Origin of the sequence: Microlunatus sp. Gsoil 973 (assembly GCF_009707365.1) — a bacterium.
Classification (GTDB): Bacteria; Actinomycetota; Actinomycetes; order Propionibacteriales; family Propionibacteriaceae; genus Microlunatus.
Map to the genome: position 1 here is coordinate 2112860 of NZ_CP046122.1, position 23986 is coordinate 2136845.

Sequence of the window (23986 nt, forward strand, 5' to 3'; positions counted from 1 at the left end):
ATGTCCCGCTTTCTCCGTGTCACCCTGCACTCCCGCAACGTCAGCTGCCGGGCGAGACTTCTGGACGACGACGCACCGCGGACGGCCGATGCCGTCTGGAAGGCGCTGCCGCTGTCCGGCCAGGTGTTCCACGGCAAGTACGCCCGGAACGAGATCTACAACCTGGTTCCCGCCTTCGCCGACGTGGAACCCGGCAAGGAGAACACCACGGTCACTCCGATCCCCGGCGATCTCTGCTATTTCGCCTTCGACGCCGACGATCTGGCAACGCCGTCGCATGGCTACGGCAGCGGCGAGGGCCCGAAGGACCTGGCCAAGATCATCGACCTGGCTGTGTTCTACGGACGTAACAACCTGCTCTTGAACGGTGACCAGGGCTGGGTGCCGGGCAACGTGTTCGGAACGATCGTCGACGGTCTGGAGGAGTTCGCGGCCGCCTGTAACGACATCTGGATGAGCGGTGCCCGGGGCGAGACTCTCACTTATGCCCGCGACGAGTAGACGATTGGTCGTTACTCTTGCGTCGTGACGGCAACAAACACCACCGGCGGTAACTCCACCACCGGGAACCGGCGGCCGACGATGAAGATGGTCGCTGAGCGCGCCGGAGTCTCGGTGGCGACCGTGTCGTTCGTGCTCTCCGGCCGCCCCAGTGGCCGGATCGCTGCGTCGGAATCGACCGCCGAGCGGGTCCGCGCAGCCGCGGCCGCACTGGGCTACCGGCCCAACCAGGCGGCTCGGGCCATCCGGACCGGGCGTTCGGGTCTGGTGCTGCTGTCACTGACCCAACTCTCCGATCCCTGGTGCCAGTCGTTGAGCGAGGCGGTCAACGAGGCGACCGCCGGCCTGCATCTGCAGCCGCTCATCCTGGCCGACGGGGACTGGGGTGAGGTGCTCGACGGTCAGCCGGTCGACGCCGCGTTCATCGATGGGGCTGAGACCGACGACCTGGCCAGGATCCGCAGCCTGGTCGAGCGGGGTCTGAAGCTGATCGTCTTCTCCGACACCCTGGAGCCTGACGGCTTCGACGTGATCAGGAGCGCGCAACGGCCCGGCTGCGAACTGGCCATCGCCCATCTGGTCCAACGGCACACCCGGATCGGTTGTCTGGCCGGGAGCAACCCCAACCGCCCGGGATGGCATCGGGAGCAGGCCTACATCGACGGCCTGGCGGCAGCCGGTATCGAGCAACGGGCCGGCGATCTGCAGCGCTACACCCGCGACCAGGTCGGGGCGTACGAGGCGTCGCTACGACTGCTCGACCGCAAGGACCGGCCGACCGCGATCTTCGCGTCGTCGGACTTCGCGGCGATCACTGCCGTCAACGTCGCCGTCCGGCTGGGCATCTCGGTTCCCGACGAGCTGGAGGTGATCGGAGTCGGCAACACCGCCGAGGCCGCGCAGATGCACCCGTCGCTGAGTTCGGTCGGACCGGCAGACCTGTTCACCAAGGTTGCCGAGTTGATCATCGATGTCGCGCAGAACGACGGCCGCCACTCATCGGCTCGTTGGGATTTCCCCTGGCAGTTGTATCTGCGGGAGACCAGTCGATCCGAGGAGTTGATCAAGACGGTTTGACCGGCGCTGCTACCGCCGACCGGGCAGGTCGGACAGCCGGGATCGCAGCCTGAGCGGCGGCCAACCGATTAACCAAATCGTTACCTGAATGCTTGCCGACCCCCTCCTCGATGGCCTAGCGTCCACACTGAGTCCATTAGTGAGTCGCATTACCGACGCGGCATTGTCATCACTCGCCGAGGAGACCTTCCAGCATATGTCTGCCAAACCTCTCAGCACTCCCGATCTTGATCGACTGCGGAAGGAGTTCAGCGCAGACGCCACGGCGAAGCTGCTGCAGAACGCCCTGACCGCGGCCGAACTGAAAGACATCGCCCTCGACCGCGAGGTGCTGACGTCCATCGACACAACGATGTCCCATCGGCTCGACGACTGGTCGGTCACCAACCAGAAGCAGAGCGGTCGATGCTGGCTGTTCGCCGGGCTCAACCTGCTGCGCGCCGGCACGGCCAAGAAACTCGGCGTGAAGGACTTCGAGTTCAGCCAGAACCATGCGATGTTCTTCGACAAGATGGAGCGGGCGAACTACTTCCTGCAGTCGATTGTTGATCTTGTCGATCGGGAGACCGACGATCGGACGCTGGCAACCCTGCTGCAGGACTGCATGGGTGACGGCGGCCAGTGGAACATGTTCGTCGCGGTGATCGCCAAGCACGGTCTGGTGCCGAAGTCGGCCATGCCGGAGACGATCAGCTCGTCCGGCACCCGGCAGATGAACTCGTCGCTGCGCAAGATCCTGCACACGGCGGCACGGGACATCAGGGTTGCCGCAGATCCCGACGCTCGCGCGGAGATCGTCGAGACCACACTGAGCACGGTCTGGCGGGCACTGTGCATGCACCTCGGTACACCGCCGGACAGGTTCTTCTGGCAGTGGACCGACGCTGACAAGCAGTTCCACCGGGACGGCTGGTTGACGCCGCAGGAGTTTCGTAACAAGTACCTGACAATCGATCCCGACGACTATGTCTGTCTGGTGCACGACCCACGCAACCCGGTCAATCGCACCTACACCGTCGAACTGCTCGGCAACGTCGTCGGCGCCCCTCAGGTGGTCTACCTCAACGTCGACGTCGAACTGATGAAGAAGCTGACCGCCGAGATGATCATCGACGGCTCACCGGTGTGGTTCGGCTGCGATGTCGGCCAGATGATGGACCGCGAACGCGGCTTCTGGGATGCCCGGCTGCTCGACCTCGAGGGCGTCTACAACACCCGGTTCACGCTGGACAAGGCCGCCCGGCTGGAATACCACCAGACGATGATGACCCACGCCATGCTGTTCACCGGTGTTGATCTTGTCGACGGTGCCCCGCGGAAGTGGCGGGTGGAGAACTCCTGGGGCGAGGAGAGCGCCGAGAAGGGCTTCTACACGATGAACGACTCGTGGTACTCCGAGTACGTCTTCGAGATCGCTGCACCCAAGTCGAGCCTGCCGCCCGAGGTGCTCGCCGCCCTCGACACCGAACCGGTCGTGCTCCCTGCCTGGGATCCGATGGGCGCCCTTGCAGGCCGCTGATCCCGCCGAGGGGTCAATAAATCCCTCATCTGTGCCGTGTGTCGTGCCCAGGGTGGTGGGTACGGCACCGACATGGCAAAAGCACTCACGATCAGCACGAACTACGGCGTGGAACAGGACGAGTTGGTCGTCCCGGTCGAGGAGTTGACCGCACGCGGTGTCGCGGTGACGGTCGCCGCTGCCGCCAAGGAGCCGATCCAGACCCTGGTCGGGGACAAGGACCCGGGCAAGGTGGTCGATTCCGACGCGTCGTTCGACGAGGTGGACCCGAGCGAATTCGACGTCCTGATCATCCCGGGTGGCACGCTCAACGCCGACTCCCTGCGACTGGACGACACGGCGCTGTCGATCATCAAGAACTTCACCGACAGTGGTCGACCGGTGGCAGCCATCTGCCACGGCCCGTGGGCGGTCCTGGAGGCCGGCGGCGTCGAGGGCAAGTCACTGACGTCGTACGCCTCGCTGCAGACCGACATCGCCAATGCCGGTGGTTCCTGGACCGACCAACCGGTGGTGATCGACAACACCGGCGGCTATACCTTGATCACCTCGCGGAATCCCGACGATCTGAAGGACTTCGTCGGGGCGATCGGGCAGGCACTCGACCTGTCCTGATCCCACCGCTCCCCGGTCCGGTCGGTCAGCGCTCGCTGGCCGGGAGCTCCAGCGCCTCCCAGACCGCGCGCCAGATGGTCTTGCAGTCGATTCCGGCGTCCATCGCCTCGTCGACCGTACGCCCACCGAGTGCCGCGAGGTTGTGCTGGCTGGCCCAGACCTGGCTGTACGCCGGGCCGAGATGGGTGCGCATCCGCTCCCAGAATTCCGTTTCACGCATGATGTGGTCCAGCCTACGGGCCGTTCACGAACAAGAGTTCGGCGTCCCTTTGCCCGCCGGCAACTAGCAGCTCAGCTACCTGCACGTCGACTGACAGTGGCGTCGATCACGTGCAGGGTGAAGCCCTCGTCGGGTTGCGGTTCTTCGAAGAGATCTCGGAGGTGGGCGATCCCGTCGGCCGTGATCCGGTGTGAGGTCGGATCCGTACGCCGGGCCGCCTGCGCCATCGCTGTCCGCAGCGGCGTCCGCAGGTAATGGAGATGTGGTCGGATGCCGAGCCTTCCTGCGCGGGTCACGGCGTCAGCACGTCGTTCACGGCTCCACATGTTCCAGTCGAGGATGACGGCGACGTCGGTAGCGATGACCTGTGTGGCGGTGTCCCAGATGAGTCCTCGGCAGCGTTCGGCCAACTCGGGGTATCGCTGGTCGTCGAACGACAGGCCGTGCAGCCGGAGCATCCATTCATCCAAGCTGAATCGAATCCCGGGGAGGGTTCGGGCGAGTTCCCCTGGCCAGAGTCGTCTTCCCTGCGCCGTTGAGTCCGGCGAGCAGGTGAATGTCGGCCGCCATCTGCGGATCGTATCGACATGGTCCTTCGTGACCTGCCCCGGTTCCGCCTTCCGATCCGGGGAGTGTCGGTGCGGCGCGGCAAGATGGTCGGGTGCGAACGAACACGGCTGATGGGTGCGAGGCGGGTGGGTTCGAGGCCGGCGGCTTCGGGACCCTCGCGGGCTTCAGCGAGCCGACGCGCACCTGGTTCACCGAGGTGTTCGCCGCGCCGACCCTGGCACAGAGCGGAGCCTGGCAGGCGATCTCGGCCGGCGAGAACGCCCTGGTCATCGCGCCCACCGGCTCCGGCAAGACCTTGGCCGCCTTCCTGTGGGCCCTCGACCAGTTGGCCGGCCGCCCCCGGCCGCCGGACAAACAACGCTGCCGGGTGCTGTACGTCTCGCCGCTCAAAGCCCTGGCGGTCGATGTCGAGCGAAACCTCCGGGCCCCGCTGGCCGGCATCTCGCGTACGGCCGAACGGCTCGGTGCCGAGGTGCCACAGATCCGGGTCGGCATCCGGTCCGGCGACACCAGCCCCTCCGATCGCCGCAAGCTCACCAGCCGCCCCCCGGACATCCTGATCACCACGCCGGAGTCGCTGTTCCTGATGCTCACCTCTGCGGCCAGGGAGACCTTGCGGTTCGTCGACACGGTGATCGTCGACGAGGTGCACGCGATCGCCGGCTCCAAACGTGGCGCCCACCTGGCTCTTTCCCTCGAGCGGCTCGCCGAGCTGACCGGGAAGAACTTCCAGCGGATCGGGCTGTCGGCGACCGTGCGTCCGCCCGAACGCGTTGCCGGGTTCCTGGGCGGACAGCATCCGGTGCGGGTCGTGGCGCCCGCGGCGGAGAAGAACTGGGACCTGCAGATCGTCGTGCCGGTCGAGGACATGTCGGATCTCGACGGTGACCGGCTGGCCGGGGAGGCGGTCGGCCCGCCCTCGATCTGGCCACATGTCGAGGGCCGGATCCTCGACCTGATCCTCGATCATCGGTCGAGCATCGTGTTCGCCAATTCCCGACGGGTGGCCGAGCGACTGACCTCCCATCTCAACGAGCTGTACGCCGAACGCCTCGGCGCCGACGTCCCCGACGATGTCCAACCCCCGCCCAGGTGATGGCCCAGTCCGGCGCCGCGAAGGGGATGGACGGAACCGATGCCCCGCTCATCGCCAAGGCTCACCACGGCTCGGTCAGCAAGGAACAGCGAGCGATCGTCGAGGACGAGCTGAAGTCCGGGCGTCTACGCTGCGTCGTCGCCACGTCCTCCCTCGAGCTCGGCATCGACATGGGTGCGGTCGACATCGTCATCCAGGTCGAGTCGCCGCCGTCGGTGGCCAGCGGCCTGCAGCGGGTCGGCCGTGCGGGCCACCAGGTCGGCGCGATCTCCCGTGGTGTGTTCTTCCCGAATCACCGAGGCGATCTGATCGAGTCCACGGTGGTGGCCACCCGGATGCGCGAAGGCAGCATCGAGGAGGTCGCCGAGTTGCACAATCCGCTGGACGTGCTGGCCCAGCAGATTGTGGCGATCGTCTCCGACGAGGACATCGACGCCGACCGGCTTTTCGATCTTGTCCGGCGAGCCGACGGCTATCGGGAACTGCCGCGGAGTGCCTACGAGGCGGTGCTGGAGATGCTCAGCGGCCGCTATCCGAGTGAGGACTTCGCCGAGCTCCGACCGCGGATCATCTGGCACCGGGACACCGGATTGTTGCAGGCCCGGCGAGGCTCCCAACGATTGGCCGTGACGTCGGGCGGGACCATCCCCGATCGCGGGCTGTTCGGGGTCTTCCTGATCGGCGAGGGCGCCGGTCGGAGGGTCGGCGAGCTCGACGAGGAGATGGTCTACGAATCCCGGGTCGGCGACGTCATCACCCTGGGCACGACCAGCTGGCGGATCGAAGCCATCACCCACGATCAGGTGCAGGTCTCCCCCGCCCCGGGCGTACCGGCACGTCTGCCCTTCTGGAAAGGGGATGCGCCGTCCCGACCGGCTGAACTGGGCCGGGCGCTCGGCGGTTTCGTCCGGGAGATCGCGGCGATGCCGGCCACCGAGTCCAAGCCGCTGCTGCAGTCGACCGGCCTGGACGACTGGGCCGCGGACAACCTGATCGGTTATCTGCATGATCAACAGCAGGCGACCCGGGGACTGCCGACCGACACGCAGCTGATCATCGAACGGTTCCGCGACGAGCTCGGCGACTGGCGGGTCTGCATCCATTCGCCGTTGGGTTCCGCGGTGCACTCGCCCTGGGCGTTGGCGATCGAGGCGGCGGCCCGCGAACGCTACGGCGTCGACGCATCGGCGACCGCGACCAACGACGGCATCGTGCTGCGGATCCCCGACACCGAGTCCGAGCCGCCCGGAGCGGACCTGATCATTCATGATCCGGAGACCCTGGAGCAGATCGTCACCGATGAGGTCGGTGGTTCGGCGCTGTTCGCGTCCCGGTTCCGGGAGTGCGCGGCGCGGGCCCTGCTGCTTCCCCGCCGGGATCCGCGATCCCGCTCCCCGCTGTGGCAACAGCGGATGCGATCGGCCCAGCTGCTCGGCGTCGCTGCCCGCTACCCGGAGTTCCCGATCGTCCTGGAGACGATGCGGGAGTGTCTGACCGATGTGTTCGATCTTGGATCCCTGCTGGAACTGCAACGGCAGATCGCGTCCCGGCAGGTGCGGATCGTCGAGGTCGAAACGCAGGAGCCGTCACCGTTCGCCAAGTCGTTGCTGTTCGGCTATGTCGGCGAGTTCGTCTACGAGGGCGACGTGCCGCTGGCGGAGAAGAAGGCCGCCGCGTTGTCGCTGGACGCCGGACTGCTCGCCGAACTGCTCGGCAAGGACGGCCTGGAACAACTGCTCGACGCCGACGTGATCGCCGAGGTCGAGGCGGAACTGCAGGGGCTCACCGACGAACGCAGGGCCCGTCACACCGAGCAATTGTTCGACCTGATCCGGACGGCCGGCCCCTACGACCGGGAGGAACTCGGGCAGCGGACCGCTGAGCTCGATCTCGATACAGCGCTGACCGAGCTGATCGACTCCCGCCGGGTGACCGGGGTGATGATCGCCGGGCGTCACCGGCTCGCCGTCGTCGAGGATCTGGCGCGGCTGCGCGACGGTCTCGGCATCCCGCTGCCACCGGGGATGGTGGCCGACGCCGACGAGGCGACCGACCCGATCCGTGATCTTGTGCTGCGCTGGGCCAGGACGCATGGACCGTTCCGAGCCCGGACCGTCGCCGAGCGCTACGGCCTCGGGATCGGCGTGATCATGGGTGCGTTGCGCGGTCTGGTCGACGACCGGACCATCATCGTCGGCAGGTTCCTCGGCGGGGACCAGGAGTCCGAGGGTCGCGAATACTGCCACCAACGCAACCTGGCGTTGATCAAGCGCCGCACGCTGGCCAAGCTGCGACACGGCATCGAGCCTGTTGATCAGGTCGCCTACCAACGCTTCCTGATGGACTGGCAGGGCATCGGATCCGGTGTCCGCGGCACCGAGGCGGTGCTGTCGGTGCTGGAGCAGCTGGCCGGGTACCCGCTGCCGGCGAGCATGATCGAATCGGTGATCCTGCCGGCTCGGGTCGCCGACTACTCGCCCACCATGCTGGACGAACTGACCTCCTCTGGCGAGGTGGTCTGGATCGGTGACGGTGCGATCGGCGACAGCGACGGCTGGGTGCGCTTCTATCCGCACGGCAGCGAGTTGCCCGAACCTCTGGACCCGCCGAGCCCACAGGCCGCAGAGCTGCTGGATCGGTTCGCCTCGGGTGGCGGCTTCTTCTTCGACGATCTGCTGCCTTCCGACGTCGGCCCGGGCATGGACACCAGGCGGCAGAGCTATGTCGACGCGTTGTGGGACCTGGTCTGGGCGCGCCAGCTCAGCTGCGACACGTTCGCCCCGGTCCGTGCCCTGTCGGCCGAGGGCGCCCTCAAACGACCGGCCCAGCCGCGCGCCCGGGTGTCGGGGCGGGCCCGGTTCGGTCCGGGTGGCGGGCTGACCCGGCGCCCGCCGCGACCGGGTTTCCGGATGAGTTCGCCGACCACGGTGGGGCGATGGTCGGCGGTCCGCCGATCAGGTGCTATGGAGCGGGTCCGGTTCGCCGGCGATCTGTTCGCCCGGCTCGATCGGTACGGCGTGCTGACCCGGGGATCGGTGTTGGCCGAGGACGGCGAAGGCGGCTTCGGTGCGGCCTATCGGGCACTGGCGACGATGGAGGAATCCGGACAGTGCCGGCGCGGCTATTTCATCGAAGGTCTGGGAGCGGCGCAGTTCGCCGTCACCGGGGCGATCGACCGGTTGCGTGATCATCAACGGGAGATCGAGTTCGACCGGCCGACCGCGGTCGTGCTGGGTGCCACCGATCCGGCCAATGCGTACGGCTCCGCGCTGCCCTGGCCGGAACGCGCCGGACACCGGCCGGGCCGCAAGGCCGGCGCGCTGGTCGTGCTGGTGGACGGCCTGCTGACGCTCTATGTCGAGCGTGGCGGCCGTACGCTCCTGACCTTCATCGAGGACGATCGGATCCTCGGCCCGGCGGTCAATGCGCTGGCCGGCGCGGTCCAGGCCGGAAACCTCGGCCGGGTCACCATTGAACGCGCCAACGGCGAGCAGATCTTCACCGCCGGCCGGCTCAGCGAGCTGCTGCAGGGGGCGGGATTCAGGATGACGCCCCAGGGGCTCCGGCTGCGTCCGGAGCGCCGATGAGGTGTTCTGACTTCTGGGGTGCGGGCACGGCGACCACGGGCACATTGCTGCGTGCCAGGCAGTAGCGACTGACCGAGCCTTCCAGCAACCGGTCGAACCCGCGGTGCTCGCGGGTGCCGACGACCAGCAGGTCCGCCCGCTCCGATGCACGAACCAGTTCCGGACCCGGCTCGCCGGAGATCTGGCTGAGCTTCCAATCCGGTTCCGGGGTGACGGAGCGGTACAGCTCGGCGATCGCCTGCCGATCCTCCTCGTCCCACGATTGTTGGTCCACGAGTGGGGCTCCCGCGACACCGACAGCGAAGGGCAGGCCGGCATGCCAGTGCGGATGGACCGATATGACGTGCAGTCGCGATCCGGTGCTCAGGACGTAATCGACCGCCCATTCCAGTGCTGCGCGGGACGGCGCCGAGCGATCGATGCCGACAACCACGGTTCTTCTCGATGCAAACCCTCTTGGTCCCATGATCACCAATCTCCCGCGGTGACGACGTCGCAAACAGGTGCGCAAGTCCGTCCGTGCGGGTGACCAAGGTCCCCTTGTCGCACCCGCGCCGTCAGAGCAGCCGGCGTCGCAGGAAGTCCAGCTCGGCGGCAACCACCGGGTCGTGTTGATCAAGGAAGGGCGCGTAGTGCCCGCCGGGGACGGTGACCGTCTCCGCATCCGGAACCCTGTCGGCTGCGCGCCGGGCCGGACCGGGCAGCACAGTCTCATCGTCGGCGCAGATGATCAGCTGCATCGGGCACCGGATCCGCGCGGCCATCCTGCCCGGACGGTAGATCATCAGCGGCAGCACGGAACGGGCAGCGATCAGCCGACGCCACTGAGGATAACGGCCGTGCGGATCCAGTGCCCGGTCCGCGTCGAGGGAGTCCGGGGTATTGAGCATCGCGACCGTGCCTCGCGGTCCTGCCAGAGGGATCAGCCGCGGCGGACGTCCGAACAGCCCGCCGATCACGTCTGCCAGTGCGATCAGCGGAAAGGTGAGCGCGACGCGCGGCGACTCGTACCGCAGGGCGTTCGGCGCCGCGACGAGGTTGTCCGTCAGCGGGGATTGTGCGATGACTGCGGCGACCCCGGGTGTCCTGGCGGCGATGGTGAACAGATGTCCGCCGGTCAGCGAGAAGCCCCAGCAGGCGACCCTGGCCGGGTCGACCTCCGGGAGTCGGTGGGCGAAATCGACCGCGGCTGCCAGGTCGGCCAGCTGCTCACCCACCCGGACCACCTGACGTGGCTCGCCCTCACTCTCGCCGAGGTGCCGGTAGTCGAAGGCCAGCACGCTGAATCCCTCGGCGTGGAACCGCGCAGCGAACCGATCGGTGCCGGGCTCCTTCGTGACGCCGCCGCCGGGCGCCATGACGACACACGCGCCGTTGACGCCGGGATAGTGCCAGGCCACACAGTTCTGACCACAACTGCTGAAGCGGACCCGTTGCCGCACGTCGATCGATGACATGAGAGAAGTGAACCACGTGGTTCACAACTTGTCGAGAGGGTTCCGGCTCCGCCTTTCAGCCGGCCGCCTCCTCACGATCCAGGGCACGTTCCAGCGCGGCGAGCCCGGCGTCGATCCGCTCCGAATCGCGATTGGTACGCCACTCGACGAGGAATCCGCGCATCGCGGCAAGCATCAGTTCAGCGACCTCCCGTCGACGCGCTGCGGGCCAGTGGGACGGGCAGAGCGACTCCAACGGCTCGATGTACTGGTCGGCAGCGTCCCGGGCCAGGTGTCGGTAGCGCTTCGGGTCGTACATCGCCAGTCCGATCGCCTGGTCGATCACCCGGAGTCCGGTGGCATCGTCGGCGAGCACCGGCCAGATCGCCCGGACCCGCCCGGCCAGCGTCGGTATCGCCCGCGCCCGGATCAGCGCGTTGTCGATGCGCCGGTCGCGGAGACCGAGGAGCGCCTGGCGGAGCAGGTCCTCGATGCCGTCGAAGTGATACAGCAGCACCTTGTGGGTGGTGCCGGCCGCGCGTGCGGCCCGGCGCAGCGAGAAGTCCGCCAGGCCGTTCTCGGCCAGGTCGTCGGTCACCCGGTCCAACAGCTGCTGCCGCCGCTGCAGCCCGCGTGCGGTGCCGACGGACCGCCGGTAGGGGGCTGTTCCGGCAGGCTTGGGCGTACTCATCACCTGATTGTGCCCGACACCGCACGAACGGCGGCCCGGACCGACCCGAACCCGCCCCGGCTACTCCACCGGGTGGCGTGCGCTGAGCAGCTTCATGAACTCGCGCATCCACGTCGGGTGGTCCGGCCAGGCGCGGCCGCTGACCAGGTTGCCGTCCACCACCCCACCACCGTCGGCGAAGACTCCGCCGCCGAGCTCGACGTCGACCCCGAGTTCGGGGTAGGCCGAGGAGGTGCGCCCCTTGAGGACGCCGGCGGCGGCCAGCAGCAGCGGCCCGTGGCAGAGTGCCGCGACGGGTTCGTCGGCGTCGAAGAAGTACCGGACGATCCGTCGGGCGTGCTCGTCGTTGCGGATGTACTCCGGCGCCCGCCCGCCGGGAACCACGGCGGCGATGTAGTCGGCGGGATTCACGTCGGCGAACGCGACGTCGGCCTCCCAGGTGTGCCCGAGTTTCTCGGTGTAGGTGTCGAAGCCGTCGACGAAGTCGTGCACCACGAACTGCAGCCGCTTCTTCTGTGGTGCTGCGATGTCGACGTCGTACCCGGCCTCCTGCAATCGTTGGTAGGGATAGAAGACCTCGAGGGTCTCGGCAGCGTCGCCGGTCAGGATGATCACTTTGGGCATCACGATCTCCTCTGCTGCGGCTCCTCGCGTGAGCCGGTCCAGGCCAAGCATCCCGCCGGTCGGAGGTCGGGGCAAGCGGCGTCGGCGGACCTCGCGTCAACGGTCAGTGCTGGCCGGCGGCGTTCCGCGGCCTGTTCCGCGGAGCCGAGCGGGGCCGAGCGTTCGGCATGTTCGGCGCCACCATCGGCGTGTCAACCGCCATCGGCCCCATCCTCGGCGGGCTCCTGGTCAAACTCGGTGGGCCGGACTTCGGTTGGCGGCTGGTGTTCTACGTCAATGTCCCCGTCGGCATCGTGTTGTTGGTGCTGATCCGTCGCCTGCTGCCCTCCGGACAGCCCGGGCGTTGGCAGTCACTCGACCCGGTCGGCGTGCTGATCTTCGCTTTGTCGGTGCTGCTGGTCCTGTACCCCGTGGTGACGGGCAACCAGGGCGAGCCGCTGTCGCACCGGCCCTGGTGGCTGCTCGGCCCGGCCGTCGCCGGACTTGTCATCTTCGTGTTCTGGGAGCGGTTCTGGACGTCCCGTGAGCGGGCGACGCTGGTGGAGTTGGCGTTGATGAAGCAGCCGTCGTACGTCTTCGGGCTCGGCCTTGGCACCTTCTACTTCGCCGGGTTCACCTCGATCTTCCCTGATCACGACGCTGTTCCTGCAGAACGGGCTGGATTACAGCGCATTGCAGGCCGGGGCAACGCAGATGACCTTTGCCGTGGGCTCAGCGGTCTCGGCCTGGTTGAGTGGCCGGCTGGTCCAGCGCTACGGCCGGTTGCTGGTGGTGATCGGTCTGGTCGCCGTGGCCGTCGGCCTGGTCGGCCTTGATCTGTTGGCGTCGCGGGTGACTGGAATGGTCGGACTCAAACTGGCGCCGGCACTGCTGCTCACCGGGCTCGGCGGCGGGTTGGTGGTGTCAGGCGAATGTGACGTTGACCCTTGCCGACGTCGACCCCGTCCATGCCGGGGCCGGTGGCGGCATGCTGCAGACCGCGCAGCGAGTGGGTTCCGCGCTCGGGGTCGCTGTGGTCCTCGCGCAATTCTTCGCACGTCTCGGCCAGACACGAGGCGACTATCCGAAGGCGTTCTCCGACAGCCTGCACACCACGATCGGGTTCGTCGGGCTCGCGCTCCTGCTGGCCCTGCTCGACCTCTTCCGGAGGCGGATCAGGCGGCGGCCCGGGCCAGCGGCCGAACCGGCAGCGGCATGACGATCTTCTCGTGGATCGCGAGCTTCTCGCTGACCACGGACAGGATCACCGACAGGGGCACGTTCAGGGCGTTGCAAATGGCCCCCAGCAGCTCGCTGGAGGCTTCCTTCTGACCGCGTTCGACCTCCGACAGATAGCCGAGGCTGACCCGGGCGGCTTTGGACACCTCCCGGAGCGTCTTGCCCTGCAGTGTGCGCTCTTCACGGAGGGTCTCGCCGATCAACTCCCGCATGAGAATCGGCTTCAGCGTTTGGACCTCACCCATGGCAGACACTGTACCCACCCTTCGAACCACATCCTTGCGGTATTCCGTTGCTGATCATCCGAAGTCACAACAACCAGTGGTTGCCGAATCATTCCGACCCGGAACACGATGCGCACCGGACGGGTCGCCGATGCGGCGGCTCAGGCCTGGCAGACCTGCTGCAACTGGCGCAGCGAGGCGCGGACGGTCTGCTCACGGACGGCAGCGCGATCACCGTGCAGCGCGAGTTGTCGGACACACACCACACTGTCGGTGTGCTGGTCGTCCCAGCTGCCGGCAGCCGGCGGCTTGCGAGCCACCGCGGTGAACACGGTTCCCGCGGGATGGCCCTCCTGCTCATCGGGTCCGGCGACCCCGGTCACCGCGACTCCCCAGGTGGCATCGCACCGCTCGGCGATGCCCAGCGCCATCTCGACGGCGGTCAGCTGGGCGACCGCGCCGTGTTCGGCCAGCGTGCGTTCCGACACCCCGACCAGTGCCGCCTTCAGATCGGTGGCGTAACTGATCACGCCGCCACGGAAGATCGCCGACACCCCGGGGACGCTGGTCAGTACGGCGCCGATCAGTCCTCCGGTGAGCGATTCGGCGGTGGCGACCGACTCGCCGCGCGCCGAGAGCGTCTCGATCAATCCGGCGATCAGCTCCTGCAGATCCGGATCGGCGAGGAGATCGCCGGGGCCACCCGCCTGCCCGCTGCTCGGGGTCCGGATGCCTTTGGCCATCGTGTCAGTCACGTTCACTCCCGTCCGGCCGATCTGGTGCGTCCGCGCCACTCGTCGGTGGCGCACTGTTGCGCAATGCCGTGCGGCGCACCCTGTTGGCCTCCACCACGTAGTCCACACCGGTCACCACCGTGACGACGAAGGCGGCAGCCATCACCACCCAGCCCAGCGGCAGCAACCAGTCCGGCAGCGGCAGCAACAGCAGACCGAGGGCCAGGGCCTGCAGCACTGTCTTGATCTTGCCGCCCCGGCGGGCGGCCATCACGCCGTAGCGCAGCACGACGAAGCGCAACAGGGTGATACCCCATTCGCGGACCAGAATCACGATGGTCACCCACCACCACAGCTCCCCGATGATCGACAGGCCGATGAAGGCCATTCCGGTGAGCGCCTTGTCGGCGATGGGATCGGCGAGTTTCCCGAACGTCGTGATGATGTCGTACTTGCGTGCGATCCGGCCGTCCAGGAAGTCGGTGAAGATCGCGAGCACGAAGATCACCGCGGAGGCGATCCGCCAGCCGGTCTGATGAGGGTGGCTGAGCAGCACGATCGCGAACAGCGGAACCAGCACCAGCCGGAAGGCGGTGAGCGCATTGGGGATGTTCCACGCCGAGGGCTTGGCATCCTGGTTCGCCGTCGAGCTCATCGCCGCCGGCCATCTGCGACGCGCGGGCGCGCGGCGAAAAGATCGACGCCCTCGGATCCGGTGATCATCACATCGATGATGTCCCCGCGGGCGATGCCACGAAGATCACCGGCAGGTTCGAGTCGGACCACGCCGTCGACCTCGGGCCCCTGGTGTTCAGCACGGCCGACCAGCCGGCCGTCCTCCTCCGATTCGATCAACACCCGGGCACGTTCGCCGATCCTTTCCTCGGCACGCTGGGCGATGAGTTCGTCGGCAAGATCAGCGATCTCTGCACGTCGCTCCTCGATCGCATCGCTGTCGATCTTGCCGTCCATGCCGGCCGCCTCGGTCTCTTCCTCGTCCGAATATCCGAAAACCCCGATGGCATCCAGTCTCGCCGCTGTCAGGAAATCGGCAAGGGTAGCGACGTCGCGCTCGGTCTCGCCCGGGAAACCGACGATCACGTTGCTGCGAATGCCGGCCTGCGGCGCGCGCTCGCGGATCGAGTCGATCAATGCCAGGAACGAGTCGGGGTCGCCGAAGCGGCGCATCCTGCGCAGCACCGCGGCCGAGGCGTGCTGGAACGACAGGTCGAAGTACGGCACCACCTTGGGCGTGCTGGTCATCGCCTCGACCAGACCGGGTCGGGTCTCGGCCGGTTGCAGGTAGGAGACCCGGATCCAGTCCAGTTCGTCGATCTCCGACAGCCCGGCAAGCAGCTTCTCCAACAGCCGGATGTCGCCGAGGTCCTTGCCGTAGGACGATGAGTTCTCGCTGACCAGGAACACCTCGCGTACGCCTTGGGTGGTCAGCCAGTGGGCCTCGGCGACAATCTCGTCCGGGGTCCGTGAGACGTAGGCGCCGCGGAATCGTGGGATGGCGCAGAACGCGCACCGCCGGTCGCAGCCCGCCGCCATCTTCAGCGGCGCCGAGGGGCCGGAGCCGAGCCGTCGGCGAGCGGTCCGCGGGCCGCTGGCCGGAGCCAGCCCTTCGGGCAGATCCGGTGCCGTGTGCACGCCGGGCGTCGCGACCCGTGCGCCGCGCCGCTCGACCGGGCTGATCGGCAGCAGCGTGCGCCGGTCCGTCGGAACGTGGGAGACGTGCTGCTCCCCGTGCAGGATGCCGTTGAGCTTGTCCGCGATCCGGTCGTAATCGTCGAAGCCGAGCACCGCGTCGGCCTCCGGCAGCGACTTGGCCAGTTCCTGCCCGTAGCGCTCGGCCATGCAACCGACCGCGACAACCGCCTTGGCCCGGCCGTCGGTCTTCAGGTCTGCGGCGGCCAGCAGGGTGTCGACGGAGTCCTTCTTGGCGCTCTCGATGAAACCGCAGGTGTTGACCATCACCGCGTCGGCGTCGGCCGGATCGTCGACCAGCCGGAACCCGCCATCGGCAAGTCGCCCGGCGAGTTCCTCGGAGTCCACCTCGTTGCGGGCACAGCCGAGCGTCACCAGGTGCACCGCCACCCCCGCCGAGGGGTCAGTAAATCCCTGATTTGTGCGGCGTGTCGCGGTCTGCGTGACCGCCCGCGCCGCGTCGGACTGAGACAACGGGCGGTTATCTGCGGTGTCGGTGCTCATCAGGAAGCCAGTATGTCAACTGGTCTGCCCGGCACCGCATCCGGCGGTTGGCGCATTCGGTGCACCGGACGCAGCGATTCCGGCGGACCCGCGGACCCGGATCCGCCAAAGCCGTCAGGCGAAGCAGCGGTGGGCGGTCCACAGCCTGCCCGCCCGGACCGCCGCGGCCTCGATGAGGGCAGCCAGTTCCGGACGGTCCGGAACCCGGAACGAGACGTATCCGGACCGGCCGCCTGCGACCGGTCTGCCGTACGCCTTGGCCGCCAGCCCGCCGTCGGGCAGCAGTCGTACGTTCAGAGTCTGCAGCTCGAACTCCCGACCGCGACGACTGTCGGTCCAACGCAGCGATTCCGGGATGTTCACGTTGATCGCGAGGGCACTCACCTCGACGGATTCCTGATCCTCCGGCATGTTCTCATCCTCTCCCGACCCGCAGGCGGCGTGCCGGCAACAGGACCATCGGTGCGACCGGCGAGGGACCAACGCCCCTGCGCCGGTCGAAGTGCCCGACCTAGCGTGGCGTGCGTGACGACCGAACGCGATGTGGGTGGACGCCGTCGGAGCCGGCCCAATCCGCGCTGCCCGATCCGCGATGAGCCGTGCAATCTGTGCTTCCCCGGAGCGACCGGACCGCAGGACTGTGGTCTGGTCTACCTTGTGCAGTCCGACCCGGAACTGCGCGCGGCGCTGCACCAGACGACGCTGGCGAATCGGCGCGCAGCCGGTACGCCGACGGCCGTGGCCGGCGAGTCTCAGAGCGCGGCCCTGACCACCCGCTCGACCTCGCCGTAGTTGGCGAGGTTCCAGCGTGCCGTCTCGATCGTGTCGGCGAGCTGGTCCTTGTGGTCCGGCAACATCCGGCGGTGCAGCCGGCCCGACGCGACGGCCTGGTTGTAGCCGGCCTCGGCGACATTGCCGATCGTGATCAAGGCAGGCAATGCCGCAATGTCGTCGGCGGACAGCGGATTGGATCGGTGGTAGCCGCGGAGCAGTGGACCGATGTGCTGCAACCGGTCGGCGACCGGTCGGGCACGGCGCCAACGCAGCCGCATCCGGCGGGACAGATATCTGGCGACGTCCCAGATCCGCGGTGCGGTCGGCAGGTGGTCGAAGTCGATGAATGCCGCGACCTGCCCGGGCCGGCGGAGCAGGACGTTGGCCGGAGTGAGGTCGCCGTGGACCAATTGCACGGGCAGATCGGTGATCGCCTCGGTGAGCACCGGTCGACGTACGGAAAAGCCATCCCGGACATCCGGCGGGAGGGGCAGCTCACCCGACAGAGCTTCGCTCCACCGCTCGCGATAGGAGTTGGCGGGCCAGGGATAGCCCGCCAGCGCCCGGTGCAGCCGGCCGATGGCGCCGCCGACGGTCTCCTCCAGATCCAGCACCTCCGACGGCTGAAAAACGTCGGCGGGTATCCGCGGCATCAGGACGTAGGAGTCCTGGATCTCACCGGCGAACAGCCGGGCATGATCAGTGATCATGAACTCGGCCACCTCGATCCCCTCGGCGGCAAGCCGGCGGAGCACACGTGCCTCGTCGGCCACCGGGAGATTGCGCCAGGGCCCGAGCCGTTTCAGGAAGTACTCCGCTCCGCCGTCGGCGACCACCGGCCACAGTGCGCGACCGGCCTGTTCGGGTCCGACGCAGGGGTGGGTGCCGAGCACAGTGGCCCAGGACTGCAGGACAACAGACAACGGGTTCGGGGGCATGACGAGAACACCTCATGATCGAGATCGGTCGGGGCCGACGATGAGTCGTCGCGGATCGTGGCCAGACGTGGTGCCCGGGCGAGAACAGGAAAGCACAGGGCGTCGCGGCAATGCACGACTCAGGTGATGCAGATCACAAGACGTCCAGCCAGGTGTGGCCGGGGTCGGTGAGCTCGATCGCCCATCGCAGCCAGGACCGATCGGCCGTGTCCAACAGCGGAAGCGCCGCACCGAAATCCTGTTGGTCCTTCGGCCGGAGGCGACGTGCCTTGTGCAGCAGCTGGATCTCCGGGCGCAGGTAGCTGATGCCGTCCCGTGACCAGAGGATCTGATCAACTGCACGGGTGATCCGCCGGTCCCGCTTGAAGACCCAGGTGTCTGCCCGGACGTCCATCAGGATGATGTCGTATTCCCACGGGTCGGCCCCGCCGCCCGCGCCCAGACGTTCTCGCAGGTGGTGGGCAGCTGGTCGTTCTCGGCATCCTCGGGCAGCAGCAGGCGAAGCGTCTCCTGATCAGCAGCCCAGAGGTCGATCCGTCCGGCAAGATGTCGCCGCAAGGACGGCAGCTCGTGACGCGGAATGCTCGGGTCGATGTCGTCATGATCACGGGAGACCCCGGTGTACGCCTCGATCGCCCAGCCTCCGGCGATCCACCAGCGGCCGGGATAGCCGGTCATCATCGCGGCCACGTCGGCCGGAGTGCGGGCACGCCACGGACCGTAGATCCGAAGGATCTCGGCCTTGGTCAGATCGCCGGCGGGCACGACGCGACGCTGTCGCTAGCCAGCCCGAAGATTCTCCATGACCACCTCGAGATCATCGGGTTTGACCAGCACGTCCCGCGGCTTGGATCCCTCCGACGGCCCGACGATCCCGCGGGTCTCCAGAATGTCCATCAGTCGCCCTGCCTTGGCGAATCCGACCCGCAACTTGCGTTGCAACATCGAGGTGGACCCCAGCTGCAGGTTGACGACAAGCTCGACGGCCTGCAGCACCAGTTCGAGATCGTCCCCGATGTCCTCGGCCACCTTGGCCGCCGCGGGCGCCTGGACGACGTCTTCGCGATACTGCGGCTTGAGCTGCTCGGTGACGTGCTTGACGATCTTGCGGACCTCGTTCTCCGAGACCCAGGCGCCCTGGATGCGGATCGGCTTGCTCGCCCCCATCGGCACGAACAACCCGTCGCCCTGGCCGACGAGCTTCTCCGCCCCGGGCTGGTCGAGGATGACGCGGGAGTCGGTCATCGACGATGTCGCGAACGCCAGCCGGCTGGGCACGTTCGCCTTGATCAGACCGGTGACCACATCGGTGCTGGGTCGCTGGGTCGCCAGCACCAGATGGATCCCGGCGGCGCGCGCGAGCTGGGTGATCCGCACGATCGAATCCTCGACGTCGCGGGGCGCGACCATCATCAGATCGGCGAGCTCGTCGACGATCACCAACAGGTAGGGGTACGGCTCCAGCTTGCGTTCCGATCCGTCGGGCGGAGTCACCGCACCGGCCCGTACGGCCTTGTTGAAGTCGTCGACGTGGCGGAATCCGAAATGCGCGAGGTCGTCGTACCGCATGTCCATCTCACGGACGACCCAGGACAGCGCCTCGGCCGCCTTCTTGGGTGCGGTGATGATCGGCGTCACCAGGTGCGGGATGCCCTCGTAGATCGACAGCTCGACTCGCTTCGGGTCGACCAGCAGCATCCGGACCTCGTCCGGTGTGGCCCGCATCATGATCGAGGTGATCATGGAGTTGACGAAGACCGACTTGCCGGAGCCGGTGGCGCCCGCCACCAGCAGGTGCGGCATCTTCGCCAGATTGGCGACCACGAAACCGCCCTCGACATCCTTGCCGAGGCCAACGGTCATCGGATGTTGGTCGTTGCGAGCGGTGGCCGACCGCAGGACGTCGCCGAGGGAGACGATCTCCTTGTCGGTGTTCGGGATCTCGATGCCGATGGCCGACTTGCCCGGGATCGGTGACAGGATCCTGACCTCGTTGCTGGCCACCGCATAGGAGATGTTCTTGGACAGCGCGGTGACCTTCTCGACCTTGACCGCCGAGCCGAGCTCCACCTCGTAGCGGGTGACCGTAGGGCCTCGGCTGTAGCCGGTCACCTGCGCATCGATGTTGAATTCCTCGAAGACGCCGGTCAGCCTGCCGACGACCGCATCGGAGGCCTCCGTGCGGGCCCGTGGCACCGTCCCGCGGGAGAGGGCCTCCGCGCCGGGCAGCAGGTATTGCACGTCACCGGAGAGCTGCAGCTGCTCCACCCGGGGCGGAGCCGGGGTGTGCTGCGGCGGCTCGAGTTCGACATCGTCCTCGCCCCGGACGTGGAATCCCGGCGGCAGCCCGGCGGTGACCGGTCGCCTGGCGCCATCACGTTCGGCCCCCTCGCGTCCGATCCCGCCGTTCTCGGGATCGGCCGGACCGGTCGGTGCGGCGTCGGGCGACACGATGGCCGTGTCGCCGGCTCGCGGATCGTCGGCCGATACGTCGTCGGTCTCCTCGACCAGCGACACGGTGTCGCCGATCTCCTCCGGCTTCGGCTTCTTCTCCTTCTTGCGCCCGCGCTTCGGCTTGCCGTCGGTGATCATCGGAGTGTCGTAGGCGCGGTCGTTGCCGTACTCGACGTCCTCGACGACCTCACCGTCGATCACCCGGCCGGGCAGCAACCGGTCCCGCAGATCCTCGATCCGGGTCGGCATCTCGTGCAGCGGAATGCCGACGATCACCAACAGCCCGAAGATCAACAACAGCACGAGCAGCGGGGCGGCGACCCAGTTGGTCTTCAGCAGATCGTGCAGCAGCGACGACGAGATGAATCCCAGCACGCCACCGGCCTGCCGGAGCTTCTCCGGATCGTTCGGCCGCGGCAACCCCTGGGCAAGATTGATCAGCCCGAGCAGACCCAACAGTGCGGCGCTCCACCCCACGAACTGGCGCCCTGCGGGTCCGTTGTGGTCGGGGTGCCGCAAGGTCCGGAACGACATGCCGAGAAGCAGGATCGGAGAGGCGTACGCCAGGGTGCCGATGACGCTGGTGACGCCGATCTGGATCCAGCGCCCGACGGGGTCAGGCAGTCCCCACCAGAACTGGGCGGCGAACACGATCGCCAGCCCGAGCAGCAACAGACCGGCACCGTCCCGGCGCAGCGCCGGATCGATGTCCTCCTGGCCGTGCCCGACACTGCGGGTCCCGCGACCGACGGCGTGGGCCATCCCCATCCAGGCACCGCGCAGCCCTCGACCGATCACCGCACCGGCCGAGGGGCGTTGCGGTCTGACCGGCTTACGGGGTGCCGGCTTGCCGGACCGTTGCCGGGTAGCCGGTTTTCGGGATCGATTGCTTCCGGACGAACGCGAAGTCGACCTGCTCCGCGAGTTCGCGGAGTTGGAGGTACGAGTCCGCGCCGGGGAAGACGCGCGGGTCGCCATGGGCCCTAAGGTACGCCATCCGCCCCATCCGTCACTCCGGTTACACGCCGCAACCTGCCGGACTCGCGGCGGACCGGCCGCCGAAGCGTTGTGCCACCGGCTGGCTAGGCTCGCGTCCGTGGGCGATCCTGCGGCGCGAACCTTCCTGATCACCGGCGGCGTACGCTCCGGAAAGTCCTGGTACGCCGAGCAGCTTGTCGCGGGGTTGACCGGGCCGGTCAGCTACGTCGCGACCGGGCCGCAACCGGGTCCGGACGATCCGGAATGGTCCGCCCGGATCGCAGAGCACCGGTCCCGGCGCCCGGCCGACTGGTCGACCGTCGAGACCCTCGATCTGGCGACGACCCTGGTCAACGCGCCCGGCCCGGTGCTGATCGACTGTTTCGGCACCTGGCTCACCGCGGTGATCGACGAGCTGGACGGCTGGGACCGACCGGTCCTGCAGTGGAAGCCCGATTTCGACCTGCGGTTCGCACGGGTGCTCACGGCGTGGCGCAGTTCGAGCCGGCCGATCGTCGCCGTGAGCAACGAGGTGGGCTGGGGTGTGGTGCCTGCCTACCGCTCCGGTCGGGTGTTCGCCGATCTGTTGGGCGAGGTGAACCGCAGCATCGCCGACGTCAGTGATCGACTCGTGTTGATGGTGGCGGGCCGGCCACTGGTCATCCCCGACGAACGTCAGTAGCTCAGAATCATCCCGGCGGCCATGATCGTCGCCGTGATCTCCACGGCCGCGCCGAGGACGTCACCGGTCACGCCGCCGAACCGTTTGATCGCATGCCGGACCAGCAGCATGCATCCGGTGTAACCGGCCATGGCGGCGATCACCCCGACCTGCGCACCCGACGGCCCGCGATCCAGCGCGCCGGCCACCGCCAACACCATGATCGACACCAAGCCGATGATCACCGCCGCAGGCACCGGGATGCTGCCGGCGACCGTCGCCCCCAGCCCGTCCGGTCTTGCCGACGGCACCGATCGCGCACAACTCACCGCCAGCGCCGTCCGGGACAGGCAGATGATCACCGCAACGACCAGTGCACCCGTGGCGTCCTCGGCCAACACGCCGAAGCCGTACGCCTGGAGCCCGACCGTGATGATCATCGCGGTGACACCCATCGGGCCGACGTCACCGCGGCGCATGATCGACAGTGCCCGATCCCGGTCCCAGCCGGAACCGAATCCGTCGACCGTGTCGGCCAGACCGTCCAGGTGGAAGGCCCGCGTGCCGAGTGCCAGCGTCGCGACACCGAGCAACCCCGCCACGGCTGCCGGGGCGTGCAGCAGGCGGACGCCCCAGATCACCGCGGCGACCAGGATCGCGATCGGCAGCACGGCCACCGGTGCCCACACCATCATCGCCGGCGCGGACCGCCGGTCGAATCGTCCGCCGCGTATCGGCAGGACCGTCAACAGCCCGGCCGCCGACAGCAACGCCCTCATCGGCCCATGTCCGACAGACCTAGAGATCCGACAGCAGTGCCATGTCACGCAGCAGCAGCACCGCCGAGCGGAGCAGCGGTACCGCGGCGAGCGCCCCGCTCCCCTCCCCCAGCCGCAGCTGCGCGTCCAGGACGGGAACAAGATCGAACTTCTCCAGCGCAAGACGTTGCCCGGGCTCGGTCGAGCGGTGGCCGGCGCGGCACCAGCCGATCACCCCCGGTTCGAGATCCTCCGCGGAGACGGCCTCGGCGACCGCGATCAGACCGTCGAGCAGGATCGGCAGCCGGGCCTTCGCCGCGGTGACCATTGCTGCGACGCCGGCCACCAGATCGGCAGATCCCAGCGCGAGGAGCCGCTGCCGGGGATCCTGTGCCCGGTCGCCGACCCGTTGCAGTGCGAGGCGGACGAGTTCGGTCTTGTGCTGCAGCGCCTCACCGGTAACGCCCGTCCCGGCCCCGGTGACCAGTTCGGCGGGAAGTCCCAGGGAGGCGGCGATCAGGCACGCCGCGGGCGTGGTGTTGCCGATACCGAGATCACCGATGATCAACAGGTCCGTACCGTCGGCGATCAGACTCTCGATGATCGCGACCCCCGCATCCCAGGCGCGGCGCGCATCGACCTCGGTCAGTGCGTCCTCCAGGTGCACCGCACCCGAGGACCGGCGGATCTTGTAGCGGGTGATCTGCTCAGGCAGGCCGTCAAGCTCATCATCGACGCCCAGATCGTGGATCCGGAGGTCGACGCCATGTTGGGCGGCCAGCACCGAGGCCGCAGCCCTGCCCTGGGCGAAGGTCCGGACCATCGCCGGGGTGACGCTGCGCGGATATGCCGAGACGCCGCACTCGGCCACACCATGATCACCGGCCAGGACGACCGCCCGGACCCGGTCCAGTGGACGCGGCGGAACGCTGCCCTGACACGCGGAGATCCAGGCCGCCCACTCCTCCAGCCTGCCCAACGCTCCCAGGGGCTTGGCCAAGCCGTCGCAGCGTGCGCGGGCCAGGCGCTCGATCTCCGGATCGGGCGCCGGTATCCCGGTCAGTGTCATGGTGCTCCTCGTCGATCAGGCCGGCCCG

At 68.0% G+C, this 23986-nt stretch carries 27 protein-coding genes and 1 pseudogene; 10 read left to right on the forward strand and 18 right to left on the reverse strand.

Annotation, left to right across the window (positions count from 1 at the left end; translation table 11 throughout):
- The 4 genes from GJV80_RS09845 (at position 1) to GJV80_RS09860 (ending at position 3712) form a co-directional block, all read left to right on the forward strand.
- Entirely contained in the window at positions 1 to 501 is a 501-nt protein-coding gene (locus GJV80_RS09845; RefSeq protein WP_154687749.1) for a DUF3830 family protein, read from the forward strand.
- An 81-nt stretch (positions 502 to 582) separates the two neighbouring features.
- Positions 583 to 1578, forward strand: coding sequence for a LacI family DNA-binding transcriptional regulator (locus GJV80_RS09850; RefSeq protein WP_230208315.1), 996 nt, complete (start codon positions 583 to 585; stop codon positions 1576 to 1578).
- A gap of 196 nt (positions 1579 to 1774) precedes the next feature.
- The gene (locus GJV80_RS09855; protein ID WP_154687750.1) at positions 1775 to 3097 is read left to right on the forward strand and encodes an aminopeptidase C; all 1323 of its coding nucleotides are present in this window, start codon (positions 1775 to 1777) and stop codon (positions 3095 to 3097) included.
- Between the two features lie 72 nt (positions 3098 to 3169).
- On the forward strand, positions 3170 to 3712 hold the full coding sequence (locus tag GJV80_RS09860; RefSeq protein ID WP_154687751.1) for a DJ-1/PfpI/YhbO family deglycase/protease: 543 nt from the start codon (positions 3170 to 3172) through the stop codon (positions 3710 to 3712).
- A 25-nt stretch (positions 3713 to 3737) separates the two neighbouring features.
- Here the strand turns inward: GJV80_RS09860 and GJV80_RS09865 are convergent, their stop codons facing one another.
- Both GJV80_RS09865 and GJV80_RS09870 read right to left on the reverse strand, forming a co-directional pair.
- Positions 3738 to 3932 (reverse strand): DUF3046 domain-containing protein, encoded by a 195-nt coding sequence (locus GJV80_RS09865; protein ID WP_154687752.1) that lies wholly within the window; start codon positions 3930 to 3932, stop codon positions 3738 to 3740.
- Positions 3933 to 4003: 71 nt separating this feature from the next.
- Complete coding sequence (locus GJV80_RS09870; protein ID WP_154687753.1) at positions 4004 to 4510, reverse strand: AAA family ATPase; 507 nt, start codon at positions 4508 to 4510, stop codon at positions 4004 to 4006.
- An 83-nt stretch (positions 4511 to 4593) separates the two neighbouring features.
- Between GJV80_RS09870 and GJV80_RS23830 the strand changes: the two genes are divergently transcribed.
- Both GJV80_RS23830 and GJV80_RS09875 read left to right on the forward strand, forming a co-directional pair.
- A complete protein-coding gene (locus GJV80_RS23830) occupies positions 4594 to 5598 on the forward strand; it encodes a DEAD/DEAH box helicase (protein ID WP_230208317.1) in 1005 nt (334 codons plus the stop codon).
- Positions 5598 to 9185, forward strand: a complete 3588-nt coding sequence (locus GJV80_RS09875) for a helicase-related protein (RefSeq protein WP_230208318.1) — start codon at positions 5598 to 5600, stop codon at positions 9183 to 9185. The genes GJV80_RS23830 and GJV80_RS09875 overlap by 1 nt, the downstream gene beginning before the upstream one ends.
- Here the strand turns inward: GJV80_RS09875 and GJV80_RS09880 are convergent.
- From GJV80_RS09880 to GJV80_RS09895, 4 genes are all read right to left on the reverse strand, one after another.
- Entirely contained in the window at positions 9139 to 9618 is a 480-nt protein-coding gene (locus GJV80_RS09880) for a universal stress protein (RefSeq protein ID WP_195909277.1), read from the reverse strand. The genes GJV80_RS09875 and GJV80_RS09880 overlap by 47 nt on opposite strands.
- 124 nt (positions 9619 to 9742) lie before the next feature.
- Positions 9743 to 10642: an alpha/beta hydrolase gene (locus GJV80_RS09885; RefSeq protein ID WP_154687755.1), complete on the reverse strand. Its 900-nt coding sequence runs from the start codon at positions 10640 to 10642 to the stop codon at positions 9743 to 9745.
- A 55-nt stretch (positions 10643 to 10697) separates the two neighbouring features.
- Positions 10698 to 11312, reverse strand: coding sequence for a TetR/AcrR family transcriptional regulator (locus GJV80_RS09890; protein ID WP_154687756.1), 615 nt, complete (start codon positions 11310 to 11312; stop codon positions 10698 to 10700).
- 60 nt (positions 11313 to 11372) lie between these two features.
- Positions 11373 to 11936, reverse strand: coding sequence for a DJ-1/PfpI family protein (locus GJV80_RS09895; RefSeq protein WP_154687757.1), 564 nt, complete (start codon positions 11934 to 11936; stop codon positions 11373 to 11375).
- 122 nt (positions 11937 to 12058) lie between these two features.
- On the opposite strand from GJV80_RS09895, the pseudogene GJV80_RS09900 reads away from it, so the two are divergent.
- A pseudogene (locus GJV80_RS09900) lies at positions 12059 to 12751 on the forward strand (MFS transporter); the annotation flags it as partial.
- A 98-nt stretch (positions 12752 to 12849) separates the two neighbouring features.
- The gene (locus tag GJV80_RS09905) at positions 12850 to 13134 is read left to right on the forward strand and encodes a hypothetical protein (RefSeq protein ID WP_154687759.1); all 285 of its coding nucleotides are present in this window, start codon (positions 12850 to 12852) and stop codon (positions 13132 to 13134) included.
- Here GJV80_RS09905 and GJV80_RS09910 read toward each other — a convergent pair.
- From GJV80_RS09910 to GJV80_RS09930, 5 genes are all read right to left on the reverse strand, one after another.
- Positions 13091 to 13381 (reverse strand): helix-turn-helix domain-containing protein, encoded by a 291-nt coding sequence (locus GJV80_RS09910; RefSeq protein ID WP_230208391.1) that lies wholly within the window; start codon positions 13379 to 13381, stop codon positions 13091 to 13093. The two genes, GJV80_RS09905 and GJV80_RS09910, sit on opposite strands and share 44 nt — an antisense overlap.
- 158 nt (positions 13382 to 13539) lie before the next feature.
- Positions 13540 to 14133 (reverse strand): CinA family protein, encoded by a 594-nt coding sequence (locus GJV80_RS09915; protein WP_230208320.1) that lies wholly within the window; start codon positions 14131 to 14133, stop codon positions 13540 to 13542.
- Positions 14126 to 14767 (reverse strand): CDP-diacylglycerol--glycerol-3-phosphate 3-phosphatidyltransferase, encoded by a 642-nt coding sequence (gene pgsA, locus GJV80_RS09920; RefSeq protein ID WP_154687760.1) that lies wholly within the window; start codon positions 14765 to 14767, stop codon positions 14126 to 14128. The genes GJV80_RS09915 and pgsA overlap by 8 nt, the downstream gene beginning before the upstream one ends.
- Entirely contained in the window at positions 14764 to 16212 is a 1449-nt protein-coding gene (rimO, locus tag GJV80_RS09925) for a 30S ribosomal protein S12 methylthiotransferase RimO (RefSeq protein WP_154690170.1), read from the reverse strand. Before rimO ends, pgsA begins: the two co-directional genes overlap by 4 nt.
- 228 nt (positions 16213 to 16440) lie before the next feature.
- Positions 16441 to 16737: a hypothetical protein gene (locus GJV80_RS09930; RefSeq protein WP_154687761.1), complete on the reverse strand. Its 297-nt coding sequence runs from the start codon at positions 16735 to 16737 to the stop codon at positions 16441 to 16443.
- Between the two features lie 114 nt (positions 16738 to 16851).
- Between GJV80_RS09930 and GJV80_RS09935 the strand changes: the two genes are divergently transcribed.
- Positions 16852 to 17118, forward strand: coding sequence for a DUF6767 domain-containing protein (locus GJV80_RS09935; protein WP_154687762.1), 267 nt, complete (start codon positions 16852 to 16854; stop codon positions 17116 to 17118).
- Here GJV80_RS09935 and GJV80_RS09940 read toward each other — a convergent pair.
- The 5 genes from GJV80_RS09940 to GJV80_RS23845 form a co-directional block, all read right to left on the reverse strand.
- On the reverse strand, positions 17079 to 18038 hold the full coding sequence (locus GJV80_RS09940) for a phosphotransferase enzyme family protein (RefSeq protein WP_154687763.1): 960 nt from the start codon (positions 18036 to 18038) through the stop codon (positions 17079 to 17081). The genes GJV80_RS09935 and GJV80_RS09940 overlap by 40 nt on opposite strands.
- Before the next feature lie 133 nt (positions 18039 to 18171).
- A complete protein-coding gene (locus tag GJV80_RS23835) occupies positions 18172 to 18432 on the reverse strand; it encodes a hypothetical protein (protein ID WP_230208321.1) in 261 nt (86 codons plus the stop codon).
- Complete coding sequence (locus GJV80_RS23840) at positions 18432 to 18803, reverse strand: nucleotidyltransferase domain-containing protein (protein ID WP_230208322.1); 372 nt, start codon at positions 18801 to 18803, stop codon at positions 18432 to 18434. Before GJV80_RS23840 ends, GJV80_RS23835 begins: the two co-directional genes overlap by 1 nt.
- A 15-nt stretch (positions 18804 to 18818) precedes the next feature.
- On the reverse strand, positions 18819 to 21260 hold the full coding sequence (locus tag GJV80_RS09950) for a DNA translocase FtsK (RefSeq protein ID WP_370518833.1): 2442 nt from the start codon (positions 21258 to 21260) through the stop codon (positions 18819 to 18821).
- Positions 21261 to 21324: 64 nt separating this feature from the next.
- On the reverse strand, positions 21325 to 21489 hold the full coding sequence (locus GJV80_RS23845) for a hypothetical protein (protein WP_230208323.1): 165 nt from the start codon (positions 21487 to 21489) through the stop codon (positions 21325 to 21327).
- A 99-nt stretch (positions 21490 to 21588) separates the two neighbouring features.
- Between GJV80_RS23845 and cobU the strand changes: the two genes are divergently transcribed.
- Positions 21589 to 22152, forward strand: coding sequence for a bifunctional adenosylcobinamide kinase/adenosylcobinamide-phosphate guanylyltransferase (gene cobU, locus GJV80_RS09955; RefSeq protein WP_230208324.1), 564 nt, complete (start codon positions 21589 to 21591; stop codon positions 22150 to 22152).
- On the opposite strand, the gene GJV80_RS09960 is transcribed toward cobU, so the two are convergent.
- Complete coding sequence (locus GJV80_RS09960; protein ID WP_154687766.1) at positions 22146 to 22910, reverse strand: adenosylcobinamide-GDP ribazoletransferase; 765 nt, start codon at positions 22908 to 22910, stop codon at positions 22146 to 22148. The genes cobU and GJV80_RS09960 overlap by 7 nt on opposite strands.
- Before the next feature lie 19 nt (positions 22911 to 22929).
- Positions 22930 to 23958, reverse strand: coding sequence for a nicotinate-nucleotide--dimethylbenzimidazole phosphoribosyltransferase (cobT, locus tag GJV80_RS09965; RefSeq protein WP_154687767.1), 1029 nt, complete (start codon positions 23956 to 23958; stop codon positions 22930 to 22932).
- Positions 23959 to 23986 lie beyond the last annotated feature (28 nt).